Origin of the sequence: Reichenbachiella sp. (assembly GCF_039969095.1) — a bacterium.
Classification (GTDB): domain Bacteria; phylum Bacteroidota; class Bacteroidia; order Cytophagales; family Cyclobacteriaceae; genus Reichenbachiella.
The window spans coordinates 649305-668483 of sequence record NZ_JBDVOL010000011.1 but is presented as its reverse complement, the minus strand read 5'-3'; the positions used below and the strand labels follow the sequence as shown (position 1 = coordinate 668483).

Genomic DNA, 19179 nt, shown 5'->3' with positions numbered 1-19179 from the left:
AGTATCATTATAGACTCACACCAGGCACCATTCAATGAAACATATTATTGTTATTATCTCATTCTTGATTCTAGCCCTTAGTAATCTCGGAATTTGTCAAAAGTCAAAAATCCCATATGGTAACAATCCAGCAGTGGGAAAATACTCAGCAGTGAATGGAATTAAAGTCTATTATGAAATTTATGGAGAAGGAGAACCCTTGCTTCTCATTCATGGTAATGGTGGTTCAATCAAATCCAGTACGCCCAAAATAGAATACTACAAGGACAAGTATCAGGTGATCGCGATGGATAGCCGAGCACATGGCAAAACCAAAGACATTGGAGACAGCCTGACTTATGTAAACATGACAAGTGATGTTAATGCTGTATTAGATCAACTGAATATTGACTCATGTTATATCATGGGGCAAAGTGATGGAGGAATCATCGGCATAAAATTGGCTATTGATTATCCTGATAAAGTAAAAAGGTTGGCTGTTTTCGGAGCCAACCTGCGACCAGATTCCACTGCGGTAGATGCTGATAATGCAGAATTTGTAAAAAAGATGATAGCCAATGAAACGGACGATTATAAATTGAGGCTTTTTGGGTTGCTTATTTACCAACCACAAATACCAATCAAAGACTTGGCTAAAGTCGCGGCACCAGTTTTGGTGATGACGGGAGATCGGGATGTCATCAAATTGGAACACTCCTTAGAAATATTTTATAACATTAAGCAATCCAATCTTTTTGTGATGCCAGGAGCTACTCATTTCGGGTCGTACGAAAAACCGGAGTTGTTTTTCAAGGTGCTGGATGAATTTTTCACCAAGCCTGTATCGACTACTACGACTTATGACATTATCAAAAACATGAAGTAATAAGCGATGAAAATCAAGAAAGTAATGATAGCAGGAGGAGGCACTTTAGGCTCTCAAGTAGCTTGGCAAACAGCCTTCAAAGGAATGGAAGTCGTGGTTTACGATGCATTTCCAGAGGGATTAGAGGCGAGTAAGTTGTTTCATGCTCAATACGCTTCACTTTTCCAGAAATCATTAGGTGCCTCAGCGGAGCAAATAGTAGCAACTAAAAACCGGTTGAGCTATACCACTGATTTGAAGATGGCAGTTGAATCCGCTGATTTGATCAGCGAGTCAGTGCCAGAAAACCCAGCCATCAAATCTAAATTTTATGAAGAGTTGTCGGCAATGGTGTCGGCTGATACTATTATTACTTCCAATTCTTCTACGCTTTTACCCAGTGATTTTGTTGATTCCATCAATAAGCCAGAAAGGTTCTTGGCGCTCCATTTTGCCAATATGATTTGGACTTTCAACGTGGCGGAAGTGATGACTCATGCAACTACAGACCCAAGGGTGAAAGAAGATGTGATTGACTTTGCCAAAGCAATTGGAATGGTACCCATTGTACTCAACAAAGAGCAGAACGGCTATGTGCTCAATTCTATTTTGGGACCCATGCTTTCTTCTGCATTGGATCTGGTGGAGAAAGGCGTAGTGGATTTTAAAGAAGTAGATCGCACCTGGATGATCTCTGGCAATCCTAGAGGGCCATTTATGATTATGGATGTGATTGGGCTGGAAACGATTTACAATGTCGAACGACACTGGGGAGAAACGAACAACGACTCACAAAAATTAGCCAATGCTGAATATCTAAAAATCAACTATTTAGATAAAGGGAAACTGGGCATTAAGACCCAAAGTGGCTTTTATGATTATCCGAATCCAGCTTTTAAAAACCCCGATTTTTTGAAGTAATACCTGTCATTCAAACTAGGTCAAACTTTAGAAAATAGAATTAAAGCTTAGATTGAATATTAGAGAAAATAAATTCTCCGTATTGGCAATTATTCATTTTAGTTTTTTGCGGTGAAAATCAGAAAAGGAACAAAAGGCTGTTTGAGTCCTTGAGTTTTTGAAGAAAATTATGAGAATCGAAAAGGACGAGTTTCTTTTGTTTCCTGATTTTGTACTGTAAAAAGCGTTAAGAAATGAATACCTGCCTAGATTTTTGCAAACTTTTCATCAATGGAAAAGTTTGGCCCGCTGGCGAGGCGAAGGTGTAGGTGAGCGCAGAATGATGTTAAACCTGAAAATTCTATACAACATTGAAATGGAAATGTCATTTCAAACCTGACGATAGGAGGGTGAAGGGAGAAATTTTATCATCAATCAGACCTTACTCCTCAATCCTCATGTCATCAGACAACTCATTGTCTGGCTTCACCACATTCACGAAGTCATTAGCTAAAAGTAAGTCTTCGCATTTCTTGATTGCGCTGGCAATGCCCTTGGCCGGTTGATTGGCTTTGATGCCTTGAATCACTAGTCCCAAAACTTCATTCCAATCTTCTTGTTGGATTTTGGCATTGATGCCAGAGTCGCCCAAGACCTGCACTTGATGCTCCAATTCACTGATGTATATAAGAATACCAATTCGATCTGAAGTATTAAAAATTTCCTCTTGCAAAAAGATGTCTCTGGCTTTAGTCAATACCCGATGAGATACCACAGCATCTGGTGTGAATGATACTCTGAGGGAGTGGAGAAAGTAGGGGATAGCAAAACCTAAAGCAGTCGTGCCTATTCCGATCAGGCAAGTGAACATAATACCTATCGAAGCGGGTAACAGCCACAAATAAGATAGCGTGGCGATGAGTGCCAAAAATAGTACACCAAAAATACCAGCCAACTTCCAGCAAGCCATCAAGTAGCTGTCGCTCTCTCGGGCGAAATAGACTACCATTTCACCAGCCGTTTTTTGCTCCAGCTCTTGTACCGCCTCTTTGACTAGTTTTTTGTCTGCTTCCGAAAATTCGAATTTCTTTCTCATACTTAGCAACGCTTACTTTCTACTTTCAATTTGTAACTTTTTACTTCCAGCTCAGACTACCAACCGCCTGATGCGCCACCTCCACCGAAGCCCCCGCCCCCGCCAGAGAAACCACCAAAGCCTCCTCCAGAAGAAAAGCCTCCACCAGAGCCGCCGTAATATCCTCCACCGTAATATCCACCGCCGCCTCTTCCTGAAGAGTTGCCAAAAAGTACGACCAAAGAGAAGATGAGTGAAATAATGCCCATCAAGATGTTAGCGAATAGAAAGCCTAACAAAATGGCGATGACTACAGCCACAACAATTTTCATGGGAGAATTCTTTATCATGGATTTGATCACGCTCAGCGCAATCAACCCAAATACAATTAAGAAAATTGAAAATTTCTTACCTGACTTCTGTGTACTTTGCTTGTTTGACGTTACCACAGGTAAATCTTCCCCATTGATTAAGTCCATAATGGCATCTAGTCCTTTATTGATACCAGTGGAAAACTGTCCATGTCTAAATTCAGGGGTGATAATATTTTCGATGATACGCTTCGCATAAATATCCGGAATGGCACCCTCCAGCCCATAGCCTACATCGATTCTGAGTTTACGATCATTCATGGCTACGATCATGAGTACACCATCATCCACTCCACCACGACCGATTTTCCATTTTTCAGCCACCCGGATGCTGAATTGTTCGATTTCCTCTGGTTTGGTAGAAGACAGAATCAACACAGCAATTTGACTGCCTTTGGTCTGCTCAAATCTTGCTAATTTATCTTCCAGGTAGTCAAGATCGTTGCTTGATATAGACTGAGTAAGGTCCGTTACCCTTTGTTTTAGTTCGGGGATAGCCACATAGTCCTGAGCAATTGTAATATTGCTTAGAAAAATGAAACTTATAAGGACAAAAAGAGTTGGAGTATTCTTAATTTTCATTCCAGCTAAAGTAGTAAATTTGATTTTTAACCAAGTAAGAACATGAGTAAAAAGACATTAATAATATTAGGCGTCGTAGCAGTTGCTTTGATTTGGGCTTATAGTTCCTTCACAGGAAAATATAATAACATGGTAGCCATGGACGAAGGTGTAACTGCACAATGGGCCAACGTAGAAACACAATATCAAAGACGAGCGGATTTGATTCCCAATTTGGTAAGTACAGTAAAAGGGTACGCCGCTCATGAGAAAGAAACTTTGGAGGCGGTGGTACAGGCCAGAGCCAAAGCGACAAGTACCACGATTGATGCTGGCAACTTGAATGCCGCGTCCATGCAGCAGTTTCAAGAAGCGCAGAGTGGATTGTCTTCTGCGTTGTCTAGACTTTTAGTCACCGTAGAGAAATACCCTGATCTAAAGGCCAATCAGAATTTCTTAGAACTACAGGCACAATTGGAAGGAACAGAGAATAGAATTGCCGTAGAGCGAAGAAGATTCAACGAGTCGGTGCAAGGGTATAATACTTACATTAGAAAGTTTCCGAATACTATATTCGCTGGCTGGTTTGGGTTCGAAAAGAAAACAGCGTTTGCTGCGCAAGAAGGAAGTGAAAATGCTCCGAAGGTGGAGTTTTAGGAATCGTGAAGTTTTTTGAGAATTATTCGTCATTGCGAACAGCGTGAAGCAATCTTATGCTTGAATACGTTTAATAGGCTTAATTTCACTTCGTATCCTCGTGATGACGGATTTAATTAATTCTCAAATAATATTATTGTAATTTTTTTATCCATGGCAACATTTTCAGACATTATCAACTCCGACCAGCCTGTACTGGTCGACTTCTACGCCGACTGGTGTGGACCTTGTCAGCAGATGGCACCAGTGCTTTCTGAACTCAAGGGAGAAGTCAAAGGCAAAGCACAAGTGATCAAAGTAGATGTGGATAAAAATCAGAAGGCTTCTCAAGTCTATCAGATTCGATCGATTCCTACGATGATTTTATTTAAGAAAGGCCAGATCCTGTGGAGACACTCCGGTACATCTACCAAGCAGCAACTCAAATCTGTCATAGAGGCCAATCTATGAGACGTCTTTTGTTTGCCATATTACTCATTCCATCTTTTTGCTATGCCCAAGACGATATGAAAAAGAAAGCCTTTTATACTTTGATCAATTCTCTGATCAGTCATTCTGTAACAGAAGTAAAAGCGGATGAATTAGAGCCATCTGATGTGGTGTGGCTGGATGCCCGCGAACAAGACGAATATGATGTGAGTAGAATAGAAGGAGCTCAGTTTGTCGGTTATGATGATTTCAAAATCAAAGCTGTCAAAGACATTGAAAAAGAGGCTGAGATAATAGTCTACTGTTCTATTGGCTATAGAAGTGAGAAAGTAGCTGAAAAGCTAGAGAAGGCCGGTTATACCAATGTGAAGAATCTATATGGCGGCATTTTCGATTGGCATAATTCGGGCAAGTCGGTCGTAGATAGTTTGGGTAATCCTACCAATAAAATACATGGCTACGGCCGTACCTGGGGGGTGTGGTTGAACGACGCCGAGACGGTTTATTAATGTACAAAGTTATTTGGCGATATAAGGTAAAGGCAGAATTCATCAAGGATTTTTTAAAAATCTATGATGCAAATGGGGAATGGGTGCAGTTATTTTCCAAGTCATCTGATTTTATCAAAACGGCGTTGTTTAATGATGTCAATGCAGATCAATATTTTCTAACCATAGATTATTGGAAATCGAAGGAAGCCTATCAGAATTTTTACAAACAGCACCACAAAGAAATCAAACAGATTGATGTAATGGGAGATCAAATGACTTTGCTTGAAGAGAAACTAGACGAGTTTATGTCCAAATAGACTGATTGCTCTCTCAATTCTGTCATTCCAATAATTTGAATAGATTTGTTCAATTAGATTTGGCCTCGTAGTTCAATGGATAGAATAGAAGTTTCCTAAACTTTAGATGCAAGTTCGATTCTTGCCGAGGCCACTATTTATAAGGACATAAACGATTTATCCAGCCGGGAGGCCGATGCCTTTCAATCCCTGGAGGGGCTACTTTCAATCTAACCACTGACTTACTTCCATTTTTCCTTTTTAATTTGCCATCCCAAAGCGTCAAACACCCGCTACTTTTAAATCAATTTTATCAAATGTCAAAATTACATTCAATCAAGGGAAATATTCAAAACTATGCTTGGGGTGGGCAAAAATACATTCCCAATTTGCTTGGCATTCCATCTGAGGACAAGCCTTATGCTGAATATTGGCTCGGCGCTCACGTCAATGCACCTGCAGTTTTGACGAGCACCAATACTGACTTGAATGAATTTATTGACGACAATCCTAAGGAGAAGTTAGGTGCTGCTATAGCATCGAAATTCGGCAGACTACCGTTTTTGTTTAAAGTGTTGGATGTGAATGATATGCTTTCTATTCAGGTACACCCTACTAAAACAGAAGCGGAGAAAGGGTTTGCCAGAGAGAATAAATTAGGTATTCCGATCACCGCCCCGAATCGAAACTATAAAGACGATAATCATAAGCCAGAAATTATGGTGGCTTTGAGTGAGTTTTGGTTGTTGCACGGTTTTTTAGCAGAAGCTAAACTCAAGGAGATACTAACAAACACTGTAGAGCTTCAAGGCCTTATTTCAATTTTTGAAAAAAGCGGGTACCAAGGATTGTACCAAGCCGTGATGGAAGAGTCGGATGAGCAAACTGAAAAAGTACTCAGACCCCTTGTTGAAAGAGTATTACCTCTTTATGAAGCGGGGAAGCTGGATAAAACTTCTGCAGATTATTGGGCAGCAAAAGCTTATAAAACCTTCTGTCAGAATGGTAAATTGGACAAGGGTATTTACTCGATCTATTTTTTCAATATCGTGAAAGTGAACTCTGGAGAAGCAGTTTTCCAAGATGCGGGCATACCGCATGCCTATATGGAAGGGCAAAATATGGAACTCATGGCGAATTCGGACAACGTCCTAAGAGGAGGTCTCACGCCTAAACATGTTGACGTACCTGAGTTGCTCAAACATGTAGCCTTTGAGGAAACGCACCCAAATATCATGAAAGGTGAATTGCAAGCTGATGGGTTAGAGCGGATTTATAAGAGTCAGGCACCTGATTTTGAGCTGAGTAAAATTGATTTGAGAACTGGAGACGTATATAGCCATTTGTCCACTACCTCCGAAATTATAATCGTACTCGATGGTGAGGTAACGATGATAGAGTCAAATAAGAAACTGCGTAGAGCAAGGGGTGAGTCGGTCTTTATTGCCTCAGATGCTGAATACAAAATTAAGGCAGCGAGTACTGCTATTCTATATAAAGCGACAGCTCCATAAAAATAGAAAGGGTTTAAATGAAAGAAAGCCGGCATATACCGGCTTTCTTTTTAATTATTGATCTGATTTGATTACGCGAAAGGTTTGACGTAATTGATCAGTTTTGATTTGGAGTACATAGAATCCACCTTCTAAGTTTGCTCCAAGTCTCAATTGACGTACACTCGAAGAAATCATTTGCTGAAACTTAATAGCACCAGTAAGGTCAAATAGACTGACTTGCACTTCTTCGGCCTTAAAACCAGTTAAATCCAGTTGAATGAAATCTTTGAATGGGTTAGGATAAATCTTAACACTGCCGTATACAACTTCTTGTTCGGCAGGTCCTGCAGCTCCACCAGTGATTTGAACAGTGTAATCTTCTACTTCACTAAAGTATCCATCTCCGCAAGGGTTTATAGGGCCTCCATAAAGTGCTCTTACTCTAAGTCTGGTAGAACCATTAGTTGCAGATGTTGGTACGTTGAAATTGGCAGTATAACTTCCGCCTGAACCAGAGCCAGAAAGTACTTCTTCATTGGCATCTTCAAAATCACCATCCTGATTCCAATCTATCCAGGCCTTAGCGCCAGTACTGCTCCAGGTGGTGTGTGGTGTAACTGTGATGGAAGTTGATTGACCACCTGACAAAGTCGTGCTTTGTGAAGTAAAATCTGAATATCCACTTGATACATAATTAGTACTGTTATCAATAGAACCTAATTGCACTCTTTTGATGTATTGACCACTCGGAGCACCATTGTTTACTGTACAATAGTCTGCTGGGGGATTGGTCGTGCCCTCGCTGATGTTGGCTGTATAATCCTCTACTTCACCATCTCCTTGGTCACCACAAGAGGAAGGCGCAGAGTTGTATTTCATAGACACTCTCATGCCTGTGTTTCCTAATACGGCCGAAGGAGGAGGGGTGATAGATCCATTCACCGTTGAGCTTGAGGCAGATCCTGCATCAAAGGCTAGTTCGCCTGCATCCTCATAATCTCCATCCTGATTGTAATCAATCCAGACTCTGAAATATTCGTTATAGGCTGAGCCAGAAAAACCAGGTGTTAAGGAAATAGAATGGCTTTGTCCTTTAGTCATTGAAATGGTACGACTAGTGAAATCCGAATAGGTCTGCGCACCTGAAGAATTTGAAAAGTTGTCTACCGAGACATTTGCGATCCACTCGTAGGAAACCCGATTACCTGCAGATTCGCAATATTCGGAAGTGCTTACTTCATTTACAGTAATATAATTTGATTGAGTAATTACATCACTGCCACTTGAATTAGAGACTTCGAGAGTTACTTCGTAGACTCCTGCTGTTAGGTAGGTCACTTCAGGGGTTTGATCTGTGCTAGTTGCAGGAGTGCCTCCTTCAAACGTCCAATTCCAGCTCGTAGGCGTGTGAGTAGATTCATCTGAAAACACGATAGACTCACCTTCATTTATCGTTGTGGCAGATGTGGAAAATGCAGCTTCTGGTGCTTGGCCAGTCGTAGGAGCGGTTTGTCCAGCTGTGATTGTTCCACTAGGATCCTCATTGTAGGCATAATCATGAATGGTAAACGAATTGCCATTGGCGGAAACTGTGACTCTGAACCAGCCATGAATGTTCAAACCTTGATTGTTAGTCACTTGGAAACCAATGTACCCAGAAGCTCCATCCCATACAGTATATTCACTTGAGCGTAAATCATGTTCATCTGGATAAGCACCTCCAGCTACCCAGTTGGATGATGCATTGATCGGATCTCCGAAATTCAGCTTTGAAAGGTTTCTGGTAGTTCCTTCGCACATCATGGGTTTGGTGTAGGTTTCCAATCGAAGCTTTCCATTGTCATACCATACACCATAATCACTTCCGGTAATTATTGTAAAGTGAGTCCAGGTAGATGAAGCATTGGCTGATACATCAGTCATGTCTTCATACACGATTTGATATGGGTCAATAAATTCGATTCCCATGGTGAGGGTAGGGCTAAATAAGCTCCCAGCTCCACCTGTAATTGCTGGGTTCAAAAAAGTGATGGAAAGATCACTTAAACTGTTGGCAGCACTATGATTATTTGCTGTTCCTGATAATGTAAAAGTGGCCGAAGTACTATTATTAACCGTAATTGAAATGTTCAATCCGGAAGGCAGGTTAGTCGTCGTGTAATGTACGCCTTCAGTCAAATTGCCCGTGGTAGCAAAGGAAGCTCCGTTTTCTGCTGTGATATTAGCTTGGGCACTCACGGTTCCGTCATTGTTTGGATCTTCTTGAAATGAAGTAGATGATAAAAGCAAATGAGCCCCTATGCCATCAACACCTGTGGCTACTAGATTGGAAGGTTGCCAAAGCGGCTGGCGAGAGGTATGACCCAGTGCTGCTTCCATTCGTGCTACCTGACCTTGTGTAAACATTCTATAACATTCAGAATAATCCATAAAGTTTTCGCCATTGGCTGGGCCTGCGCCACTGCAGGTTTCCACAGAATAGTTGCAAGTTCCTGAGTTTGATGTCGTTGGAGGAGTATCACTTACATTGTCTCCAGGAGAGGCACAGCCATTGTCGAATGTATGCGCCAAGTTTAAAAAGTGACCAAACTCATGAGTGAGTACTCTTCTGAAATTTTCGCTTGTATTTGAACCTAAATATCTGCCGTTGTAAACGACTCTGGCTAAGTTGTTATCAGTCATCCATTGGTCTGGGTACCAAGCCACTCCTGAGTTGTAGGTCGTACCATCGTCATAAAGATCCAACATGATATAGATATTCATGTATTTGTCGTTGTCCCAAGCATATTGCTGAATCTGGCTGTCGTATCCGCCTCCATTTCCGAAGCCTGACTTTACTGGGTTGAAGGTGACGCCTGTAGTGGCGTTGCCATTAGGATCTATTTTGGCTAGAGCAAAATCAATGTCTAATGTTGCTTTTCTTCCACTAAAAAGTGCAGATACATCAACATAGTCGTTGTTTAAACCATTAAAATCTTCGTTGGTCTTTTGTAATGCATCTTCGATTATGGCTTGAGTCACTGAGGAACCAGAAAAATCAGTTCCAAATACATGAAATACTACTGGTATAGTATAGTTAGCATTAGCTGCTTTTTGTGAAGAGCGTTGTGCGCTAAAAGCCTGAGTAAAATTATTAAATGCCTCCGCATTTTTTTTAGCTTCTGGCCTTGCCTTATAAAGCTCTTCCATGACCTTGGAAGTGCCACAATTTATGCCCGTTGTTTGGGCGATCAACCCCTTTGGGTTGAAAATAGATGACAGCAATATTGCCATCATAATAGATAAAATACCTCTCATAGAATTGTTGGTTAGTTAAAAAAATAAAATTTAGTAACCGTAAATTCCATGCTTTACAAAGCACTATCAAGTAATAAATTGTCGACTGTTAGTAGAATCTTAACCGAATGGTATAAAATTTCGATTTTAACTGTTATATAAAATTAAAACAAATAAAAATAGGAGGCTCAGATGAAGCCTCCATATTTCCATTCAAAACCACCAATATAACTTGCTGTCAATAATTTTGGTGTAGGAAAACAACTTACTTTGGTGTTGAAATTTTTTAGCTGGTTCCAGTTTTCATCCCATGACTTGGATATTGCTGAGCTTGATAGGACTTGACCACATGGCCAAGTGTAAATCCTTGATAGATCACCGAGCAAACCACCACCACGTAGGTCATGGTTACAATGATCTCTTGACCTGGAAATCCAGACAATGCCAAAGATACAGCAACGGGTAGTCCTCCTCGCAATGCACCCCAAGAAAGCACCGATACGGTCCCTTTATCAAATGCATGGCTGGAAGACATAAATTTGATGGGAAGGTATACACTCACCCAGCGAGCGAATAATACGATGTTTAATGCAAAGAAACCAGCAGCAAAATAGTCTAATCTTAGAGGGATAACGAGCATTTCGAATCCGATGAGCACAAACAGCATGGCAGCTAAAGATTCTTCCATCAGTTGCCAGAATTTAAAGACATAGTATCCTACAGCGCTTTCACCGTCCTCAGATTTTTCAGAGTTGCGGATGACTAAGCCAGACATTACTGCAACGAGCATGGAAGATACATTAAGATAATTGGCTACATAAGATCCCACCATGACCAAGGCCATAGTAATCAGCACTTCTACTTGAGCCTCATCATTGTCAATATACTTCAAAGCTTGATAGCCCAACCATCCAAAAAAGAGACCTACAATCAATCCACCACCCAAGTCTCTTAAAAAGACCCAAATGGAACTTCCTATGCTTAAGGTGCCAACGACAGCTTGTTCTCTGTGTAAGCTAACCAACACCAAAGCTAGTACGATAGCGATCCCACCATTGAGTAATGCTTCTCCAGAGATCTTGTTTTCTAATTCTACGGAAAGTTTGTGTCTATGAATGATCTTGGTGATAGCCACTGGGTCTGTGGATGAAATAAGTGCTCCAAAAACCAAGCTTCCAATATAGCTCATTTCTATATTCATGAAATCGAGCATATAATAGACTAATGTACCAATGATAAAAGTAGAAATAACGACTCCAAAAAATGCCAATACGATGACAGGAACCAGCTGATCTCCTAATTTCCCAAAATCTATATTAAGAGCTCCAGCAAAAAGCATGACACTAAGCACAAACCTGACTAGCACATCTTCCATATCGTAAGCCTTCACTTGTTCTGCAAGATGAAACTCAGGATATACTTTTCCGAATATAAGAACCACCAAAGAAAGGATAAGTGCCAATATACTTAGTCCGATAGAGGAGGGTAGTTTGAGATAGAATGTATTTATAAAAATGAATAATCCTGAGAAAAAAATCAGTACTGCAATGATGTCGAATATTTGCATGGTTCTATTGTTTTAAGAATTCTGAGTTTTACCCTTAATTTCAAGTCACTAAGTTAATGATTTGTGTATTAGTCATATATATGCAATTATTTGTATAGTCTGCTCAGTATAAATACTGAGGCTTAGATGAGCTTCAAGTGCGCAGCTTTTTTAATTAGTTCGGCAGTGTTTTGCACACTCAGCTTTTTCATCATGTTTACTCTGTGGGTATCTACAGTTCTGGCACTTACAAAAAGTTGGTCGGCAATTTCTTTAGTCGTGCGTCCTTCAGAGACTAATTCCAATACTTCCATTTCTCGATCGGAGAGTTTTTTATGGGATTCTCCTTCGAGTGCCATATTGCCAATCATCAATTGTGAAATTTCATTATTGAAGTGTTTCTTGCCTAATGCAACTGCTTCAATGGCGGCAATTAATTCGTTCTCATCTGCATTCTTGATTAAGTAACCAAAAGCACCATTTCGAACGGCTTTCACTACATACTGACCTTCTGCATGCATGGTCAGCACTATAAACTTACAATCGGGATATTTGTCTCTGGCTACTTTGATCGCATCTAAGCCGTTGGTTTCAGGCATTGAGATATCCATCAGTACCACATGAGGAACATTCTTGTCCATCAATTCAAACAGTTCATTGGCAGAGGCAGCTTCGCCTATGATATCCAGAGACTCATTTTTTGCAAGCAACGCAATAATTCCTTCACGGAATAATTGATGATCGTCTGCTACAATAATTTTTATCTTACTCATTGGATTGGAATTTCAATTTCTAAAGTGGTTCCTGTACGTTCGCTTACAATATCTAAAGTACCGTTGGCTAATTTAACACGTTCTTTCATATTGCGCAGTCCATTACCCTTGGTGTGTTGATTGGGGTCGAATCCGGCACCATTGTCTGAAACAAAAAAACTTACACGATTGTCAAAAGCCGTGATAGAAAGTTTGATTTCTTTGGCTCCAGAATGTTTAATAGCATTATTTATAGACTCTTGAGCTATTCGGTATAGCGTGATTTGAATAGAATCATCAATCTTTGCTTCACTTGACATGTCATTTTTATAGCGAATTTTGATATCTGAGCTTTCATTGATTTGATCGACAAGATTACCAATAGCTTCTCCTGCACCAAAATCAGCCAAAACACTTGGCATTAGATTATTTGACATTCGACGGACTTCTCTGATCGTTTCATCAATATGTTTCAACAAGCTTTTTTTGGTAGGAGTAGAGAGTTCAGCGGACTGTATACTCATTTTCATAGTGGTTAGCATAGGGCCAAGTCCGTCGTGCATTTCCTTAGAAAGTCTGGATCGTTCACCTTCTTCACCATTCAGAATAGATCTTTGATTTTCTAACAAGAGGTGTTGTTCGTTTTTCTGATATTCTTGGAGTTTTTCTTTCATCTGCTTGAGTGCTTGACCTAGTTTGTCATCTTCACTAAGTAATTGATAAGACGCCTGAAAATTACCAGCACCAATTTCACCAGCAAAAACAATGGCCTCATTCAAAGCATTCACCAATTTGTTCAAGGCTTCAAACATGTGTCCAATTTCATCCTTGCTGGTTTGTGTAGGATGGATAGGATCGAGAATACCTTTTGACATATCAATCAATTTTTGCTCCATTTCTACAATTGGGCTTACCATTTTTCTTGATAAATAATAAGAACCAATGAGAACCAAAAAAATGATAACTAATAATGTTATCATTAGTTTGTTTTTCAATTCCTCTAGAGGAAACAAGGCTTCTTGATGGTTTATTTCCGTTAAAATAACCCATTTGAGACCGCTCAATTCGATTTTTTCGTAACTACTGAAAACTTGTGTGCCACGATAGTCATAAATCAAATCTTCACCAGGTTGATCATTTAATGCTCGCAAGACACCTTCAGATTTGACTAGGACATTTTTTGGACTGTCGCGAAGAAAACGTGATTTAGTTCTAAGGTTGAAATCGCTGCCTACAATGTAAGATTCACCTGTTTGGCCTAAGCCAGTTCGTTCGAGCAAAATGCTTTGTATCTCTGGCTCCTCTGCCAATGCAATTAAATAGCCACTTTCAATTTGAGATATTAAACCAATGGTAATTTCATGCGAAGGATTATGCTGGGTCAGGTCGAATATGGTTATTCTTTGTTCAATATCTTCCAGTTTTTTAGGTATAGGGTAACCTAATAAAGAATCAGGAACACTGGCATAAATACCTTCATGAAAAAAAAGGTCAGAGGGTTCTGTTTCATTTGGATTTATTGAACGAGCCCTAAAAGCGTCGTATTTTTCATTCAGTTCCTTTCTGATTTTTACAATTTTGAGCTGTTTCACAGAAGAAAGCTGGAGCAAAACCCTTTCTTTCAAAGCTGCGTCGAACTGCACATAAAATAGATAAGACAAAAAGGCTGAAACGGCTAGAGACAACCCAATCATAATCAGGGCTAATTTGTTGCCAATATTGAGTCGGTTGAACAGCATGGTACAATGATAGGTTTTCTTTTGAATCAAATAAAGTACCCTTGACAAATTTATTAGTAGTTGAAAGAGCCGGATGACTGAGAATTGTTTAATACCTTTCGTAAGAGCAAAATTCGATATACCTATGACAAAATCATCAGAACCAATACTTGCTGCTGAGTTTAGCCCCAACATCAAACTATATACGTTACTCTTAGTTTCCTTTTTTATGGCCCTATCGATTTTTGGAATTGTGCTTTTGCCTTTATGGTTTTTGGGATTGGGTCAATATATCAGCAGGAGATATTTTGAAAGTTTGAGTTGCTCTTTGACCTCACATCATTTGCAATTCAAGAAGGGGGTAATGTTCAAAGTAGAGAAAACCATTCCGCTAGAGAATATTCAAGATTTGACTTTCATTGAAAACCCTTTGCTAAAATTTCTTCAACTCAAAATCCTCAAAATAGAAACGGCTAGTCAGGGGCACCCGATGAAAAGCGATATGCAATTGGTAGGAATCATTGAAGCCAATGCTTTCAAAGATGCCGTGTTGGCTCAAAGAGAGAAGCTGTCTGACAGAAAGCAATCTAATGATTTAGCAAGTGAATCCTCAGAAGTAGTGGCTTTGCTCAGAGATATCAAGGGGCTATTGAAGGAATTAAACAATAAATAATTTGTTTTTTCATGCATGTCATTAAAATAGCCTTCATTTTGCTACATATAGTTGTGACGTTTGAAGTATTCATTAGATGTCATTTTATCTTTTGGATTCGGCTAAATCATATCCTGTGAATCAGAATTTTAGTAAGAGAAGTAATTAATTAATACAGAAAAAAATCAATAGAAACTTAATCGAGTAACAGAATGAATTGTTGGAGTAGAGCACCAAATTCACTAGCTTACTATTAGCACATTAAATTCAATGAAGTATAGACTATAACTATTAAACTGATGAAAAAAACATATTTATTAATGAGCATATTGTTGGCTATCGTTTGCTTGATTTTTCCTGCTTTTACTTTCGAAAATATCAATAAGGAGAAAAAGATTAAAACTGAAGCTGTAACAGTATTACCAAAAAAAATAAACAGAGTGGATGTGAAATGGCTGAATGGAGATCAGCCGAAATTATTGACTGCTATGGCAAATTCTGGTTCTTCAAAAGAAACGTTGAACGGGTCAAGTATGGACGTAAAGGCTGTTTTGGGAGGGTGGCATGCTCAGGCGGTTGGACAATACAAAAATTTCATCTATGTGGCATTTAGTAGCGGAAAAGTTTCTTCTGATAAGGTTGAAGCTTCGAAAAAAGCTAAGATGGGAGAATATGGTAAACTTTGGATTTATAATACAAATACCAAGAAGGGTAAATTGGTCGAATTGGAAAAAGGCTACCCGCATCCTTGTTCTATTCAAGTGACAGGTAATTATTTAACCGTTGCAATAGAAGCTGAATACGGTGTAAGTCAGGCAGCTTTGGGGTCGACCAGAGAAGCGCGCTCTATGGCAAAAATATTTGATTTGGCTAAAGATCCTTTTTGTTCGGTTGAGGCTGGTAGAATTACACAAGAAGGAATGAATAGTGGGGGAGCAGGACTGACTTATCACCCAATTCAGAAGTGCTGGTACATGCTCATGGATCAGGATATGCCGAATGGTAAAGTGGCTGTATATAAAACTACCAATGAGAAATTGAATTCTTGGGAAAAGACGCCCATTGCTTATTACAAACGGTTTGGATCAGGTGCAGGTTTAGATCTCATTACGGCAAGCGACAACTCGATTTGGGGACTGTATTATGATACTTCGCATGATAATTTACCTAGTTTCTCAAAAATTCAAATGTCGTCTGATCAAGTTATGTTATTCAAATTGATAGAACCGGATGGAAAGCCTGTGGTATCGCGTACTGTATATACTCAAATCGTGAATATTGAAGCACCAAAAATTGAAGCGGCAGGTGAGTTATTGGCGAGCAGACCTGGAATGAGATTTGGAGCTGGATTCAGATATGAAGGTGGTAAAATGGAAATTTTGACTTGTCAGAGAAATATGGCCAAGGAGTTTAATATCAATAGAATTAAAATTTCTGATAATAAGCAAACTCAAGTTGTGTTTGTCAATATGGCTACAGCCAAAGGCGAAATTTACTGTAATTCACAAAGTGATAGTAAACAGAAATATCACGAAGAAAGGAATCAAACAGAATCCTGGAGTAAAATATTGAAATCTCCTGTAAAAGCTAATATCAACTACTTTGGAGCCAGCAGTGTGAGTAGTGGTGGTTTTGGCAGTTTTACGAAAGCGGTACCCAAATGGTCGGATGCCATTGAAAAAACCACAAGCGCTCCATTGGTGCTATTTTACCTTGAAGGGACCAAAGACGTGGAAGGAAAAATGGTAGAATTCACTCCAACTAAAAAAGTGGATAAGAAAAAGAAATAAACAAATTCTTAATTAATTAAGCAGGGTGTAGTCGTTGGATTGCACCCTTTTTTTGTTGTTTTTGTCTATTTCTTCTTCTTAAAAATATCCCAGAATCGTTTTTTCTTCTTAGGCTCTTCCTCTTCTTCAGATTCTTCTAGGCCTGTGTCTTTGTTCTTTTTGAGCTTCTTTCTAAAAGTTTTTTGTAAGAAATTGTCTTCTTGAAAAAGCTCACAGTCGAGGTCATTGGAAAAAGGAAACGAGCTTTGCATTTGTTTGCTGAGCTCAAGATCGGCCTTTACTTTTTGATAGAATTTGGACCAGATGGGAAGTGCCATATTTGCACCTTGACCGTCTTTGATCGAGCTAAAATGCAAGCCTGGATTATCTGCACCTACCCATATTACACCAAGCCAATCGGGGGTATAGCCCACAAACCAGCCATCAGCATGGTTTTGTGTGGTGCCTGTCTTGGCAGCAATTGGTCCCTGAATGCCGTACCAACTTCTGAGCCTTCTGGCCGTTCCCTGATTGGCTACTGATTGCATCATGTTGGTAATTTGCCTGGAAACTTTTTCAGAAACCACTCGTTCAGAAGCATCCAATTCATTGGAAAATATAACTTGTCCGTTAGTATCTTCTATACGTGTGATGATCACTTGCGAATGTTGCCAGCCTTCATTGGCAAATGGGGTGTAGATTTTACTTATTTCTTGTATAGACATATTAGCGACACCTAGCGCAATAGACGGTACTTCGGGTAAATCGCTTTTAGCGCCCAAACTTTCTGCATACTCGATCACATCTTCAATGCCTGATTCCATCAGGAGTTGCACACTAATGGTGTTGATCGAATGCGTCAGTCCACCAAGGATAGAATAGCTGCCTGAATAATCTCCATCGGAATTTTGTGGCGTCCAGCCGTCATACTGTGTGTATTCGATTTGTCGGTTCGGGATAAAGTCGCAAGGTACGTACCCATCTTCCAAAGCTTTGGCATATACAATCGGTTTAAAGACAGAACCTACTTGTCTCTCAGATAGAATATGATCGTACTGAGAAGTTTTGAAATCGCGTCCACCTACCCATGCTAAAACATTACCGTTATGAGGGTTTGACACCAAAAATCCAGACTGCAAAGTCGCATCTATTTCAGCTGACCATTTGCCTTGCTGTTTTAGATCAGTATCAAATGCTTTTTGTAAGTGATCAAGATGTGCGACTACAGCTTCTTGTGCATACTGCTGCATGCGTGAGTCGATTGTGGTATAGATTTTCAAACCATCAGTTTCTAGGTTAAAAGCTTGTCCTTCTTCGTTTTGGTTTTCATTTAGCCATTTCCCAAGACGTAGCTTTAAATGTTGGGTCAAGTGCTGTGCCGAAGAGGCTTCACTGATGTTTCGATTGTAGTTGAGTTCCAATGGAAGCTCTTTCAAAAAGGAAGCTGAATCAGGTGATAAAAAACCTTCTTTCTCCATTTGACCTAAGACTATGTTTCGTCTTGTTTTAGATCGTTCTGGATTGAGCCGTGGATTGTACGAGTGGGGCGCTTTGAGCATTCCAATCAGCACTGCAGCCTGTTCTGTTTTAATCTCGGCAGGTGAGACAGAGAAAAATCGCTCGCAGGCTGTTTTAATGCCATATGTATCTTCTCCAAAAGAAACTGTATTGAGATACAATTCGAGAATTTCATCCTTGGTATATACCTCATTTAATTTATTGGCAATGGCAGCTTCTCGAGCTTTCACAGCTGGCATGGTGAGCCAGCCATGATCTTCACGGCCAAATACATTCTTTACCAATTGTTGACTAATGGTACTTCCTCCACCAGCATTTTGTCCAAGTATGATCGACTTAATCAATACCCTCAGCATCCCCTGATGATCCACTCCATGGTGGTCATAGAATCGGGAGTCTTCTGTGGCTACTAATGCATGAATGATGTCAATAGAGATGCTATCAATTTTTACTTCAGAACGGTTTTCTAGATAATACCGACCGATGAGTTTACCGTCTTGACTATAGACTTCTGAAGCTTGAGAATTGATCAGGTTTTCTAGATCTTGATTGCTAGGCATGGGGCCAAATACACCAGAATGAACCGCACCAAAAAAAAGAATGAAAATCACTAATCCAAAAACGATCAGTCTCAGGAACCAATTGATTATAAGGCTGAATGAGCTGGCTTTTTTTCCACTTTTTCGATTAGGCTTCTTTCTCTTCTTGTTTGTCATGTGCTGGAATATCAAACGCAATATTCTTCAAATAATTGATGAAATGGTAGGTTCCTGAAAATATCTTATGGTATGTGGTTTCTTAATAAATTTATTCCGAAAGTGGAACCAA

General features: G+C 39.8%; 16 protein-coding genes and 1 tRNA gene. 10 read left to right on the top strand and 7 right to left on the bottom strand.

The genetic code is table 11. The annotated features are described in order from the left end of the window. The first annotated feature begins 34 nt into the window (after positions 1 to 34). The gene (locus ABJH98_RS11340) at positions 35 to 865 is read left to right on the top strand and encodes an alpha/beta hydrolase (protein WP_348307789.1); all 831 of its coding nucleotides are present in this window, start codon (positions 35 to 37) and stop codon (positions 863 to 865) included. Between the two features lie 6 nt (positions 866 to 871). Next, positions 872 to 1765 (top strand): 3-hydroxyacyl-CoA dehydrogenase, encoded by an 894-nt coding sequence (locus ABJH98_RS11335; protein ID WP_348307788.1) that lies wholly within the window; start codon positions 872 to 874, stop codon positions 1763 to 1765. 421 nt (positions 1766 to 2186) lie between these two features. On the opposite strand, the gene ABJH98_RS11330 is transcribed toward ABJH98_RS11335, so the two are convergent. Both ABJH98_RS11330 and ABJH98_RS11325 read right to left on the bottom strand, forming a co-directional pair. Then, complete coding sequence (locus ABJH98_RS11330; RefSeq protein WP_348307787.1) at positions 2187 to 2840, bottom strand: hypothetical protein; 654 nt, start codon at positions 2838 to 2840, stop codon at positions 2187 to 2189. 56 nt (positions 2841 to 2896) lie between these two features. Next, complete coding sequence (locus ABJH98_RS11325) at positions 2897 to 3772, bottom strand: TPM domain-containing protein (RefSeq protein WP_348307786.1); 876 nt, start codon at positions 3770 to 3772, stop codon at positions 2897 to 2899. 42 nt (positions 3773 to 3814) lie between these two features. On the opposite strand from ABJH98_RS11325, the gene ABJH98_RS11320 reads away from it, so the two are divergent. The 6 genes from ABJH98_RS11320 to manA all read left to right on the top strand — a co-directional run bounded on the left by ABJH98_RS11320 (position 3815) and on the right by manA (position 7138). Next, positions 3815 to 4408 (top strand): LemA family protein, encoded by a 594-nt coding sequence (locus tag ABJH98_RS11320; protein WP_348307785.1) that lies wholly within the window; start codon positions 3815 to 3817, stop codon positions 4406 to 4408. A gap of 153 nt (positions 4409 to 4561) precedes the next feature. Further along, the gene (gene trxA, locus ABJH98_RS11315) at positions 4562 to 4858 is read left to right on the top strand and encodes a thioredoxin (protein ID WP_348307784.1); all 297 of its coding nucleotides are present in this window, start codon (positions 4562 to 4564) and stop codon (positions 4856 to 4858) included. Further along, positions 4855 to 5346, top strand: coding sequence for a rhodanese-like domain-containing protein (locus tag ABJH98_RS11310; protein ID WP_348307783.1), 492 nt, complete (start codon positions 4855 to 4857; stop codon positions 5344 to 5346). Before trxA ends, ABJH98_RS11310 begins: the two co-directional genes overlap by 4 nt. After that, on the top strand, positions 5346 to 5645 hold the full coding sequence (locus ABJH98_RS11305; RefSeq protein ID WP_348307782.1) for an antibiotic biosynthesis monooxygenase: 300 nt from the start codon (positions 5346 to 5348) through the stop codon (positions 5643 to 5645). The genes ABJH98_RS11310 and ABJH98_RS11305 overlap by 1 nt, the downstream gene beginning before the upstream one ends. 61 nt (positions 5646 to 5706) lie before the next feature. Further along, a tRNA-Arg gene (locus tag ABJH98_RS11300) sits at positions 5707 to 5778 on the top strand. A gap of 163 nt (positions 5779 to 5941) precedes the next feature. Next, the gene (gene manA / locus ABJH98_RS11295; protein ID WP_348307781.1) at positions 5942 to 7138 is read left to right on the top strand and encodes a mannose-6-phosphate isomerase, class I; all 1197 of its coding nucleotides are present in this window, start codon (positions 5942 to 5944) and stop codon (positions 7136 to 7138) included. 54 nt (positions 7139 to 7192) lie between these two features. Here manA and ABJH98_RS11290 read toward each other — a convergent pair whose 3' ends face one another. The 4 genes from ABJH98_RS11290 to ABJH98_RS11275 all read right to left on the bottom strand — a co-directional run bounded on the left by ABJH98_RS11290 (position 7193) and on the right by ABJH98_RS11275 (position 14481). After that, on the bottom strand, positions 7193 to 10417 hold the full coding sequence (locus ABJH98_RS11290) for a M43 family zinc metalloprotease (RefSeq protein ID WP_348307780.1): 3225 nt from the start codon (positions 10415 to 10417) through the stop codon (positions 7193 to 7195). A gap of 265 nt (positions 10418 to 10682) precedes the next feature. Continuing rightward, a complete protein-coding gene (locus tag ABJH98_RS11285) occupies positions 10683 to 11963 on the bottom strand; it encodes a sodium:proton antiporter (RefSeq protein WP_348307779.1) in 1281 nt (426 codons plus the stop codon). A 122-nt stretch (positions 11964 to 12085) separates the two neighbouring features. Next, positions 12086 to 12715, bottom strand: a complete 630-nt coding sequence (locus ABJH98_RS11280) for a response regulator transcription factor (protein ID WP_348307778.1) — start codon at positions 12713 to 12715, stop codon at positions 12086 to 12088. Further along, entirely contained in the window at positions 12712 to 14481 is a 1770-nt protein-coding gene (locus tag ABJH98_RS11275) for an ATP-binding protein (RefSeq protein WP_348307777.1), read from the bottom strand. Before ABJH98_RS11275 ends, ABJH98_RS11280 begins: the two co-directional genes overlap by 4 nt. 76 nt (positions 14482 to 14557) lie before the next feature. On the opposite strand from ABJH98_RS11275, the gene ABJH98_RS11270 reads away from it, so the two are divergent. Then, complete coding sequence (locus tag ABJH98_RS11270) at positions 14558 to 15085, top strand: PH domain-containing protein (RefSeq protein WP_348307776.1); 528 nt, start codon at positions 14558 to 14560, stop codon at positions 15083 to 15085. 278 nt (positions 15086 to 15363) lie between these two features. Further along, complete coding sequence (locus ABJH98_RS11265; RefSeq protein ID WP_348307775.1) at positions 15364 to 16854, top strand: hypothetical protein; 1491 nt, start codon at positions 15364 to 15366, stop codon at positions 16852 to 16854. Positions 16855 to 16919: 65 nt separating this feature from the next. Here ABJH98_RS11265 and ABJH98_RS11260 read toward each other — a convergent pair whose 3' ends face one another. Continuing rightward, positions 16920 to 19067 carry a transglycosylase domain-containing protein gene (locus ABJH98_RS11260; protein ID WP_348307774.1) on the bottom strand — a complete coding sequence of 716 codons (2148 nt, stop codon included), beginning with the start codon at positions 19065 to 19067 and terminating at the stop codon, positions 16920 to 16922. Positions 19068 to 19179 lie beyond the last annotated feature (112 nt).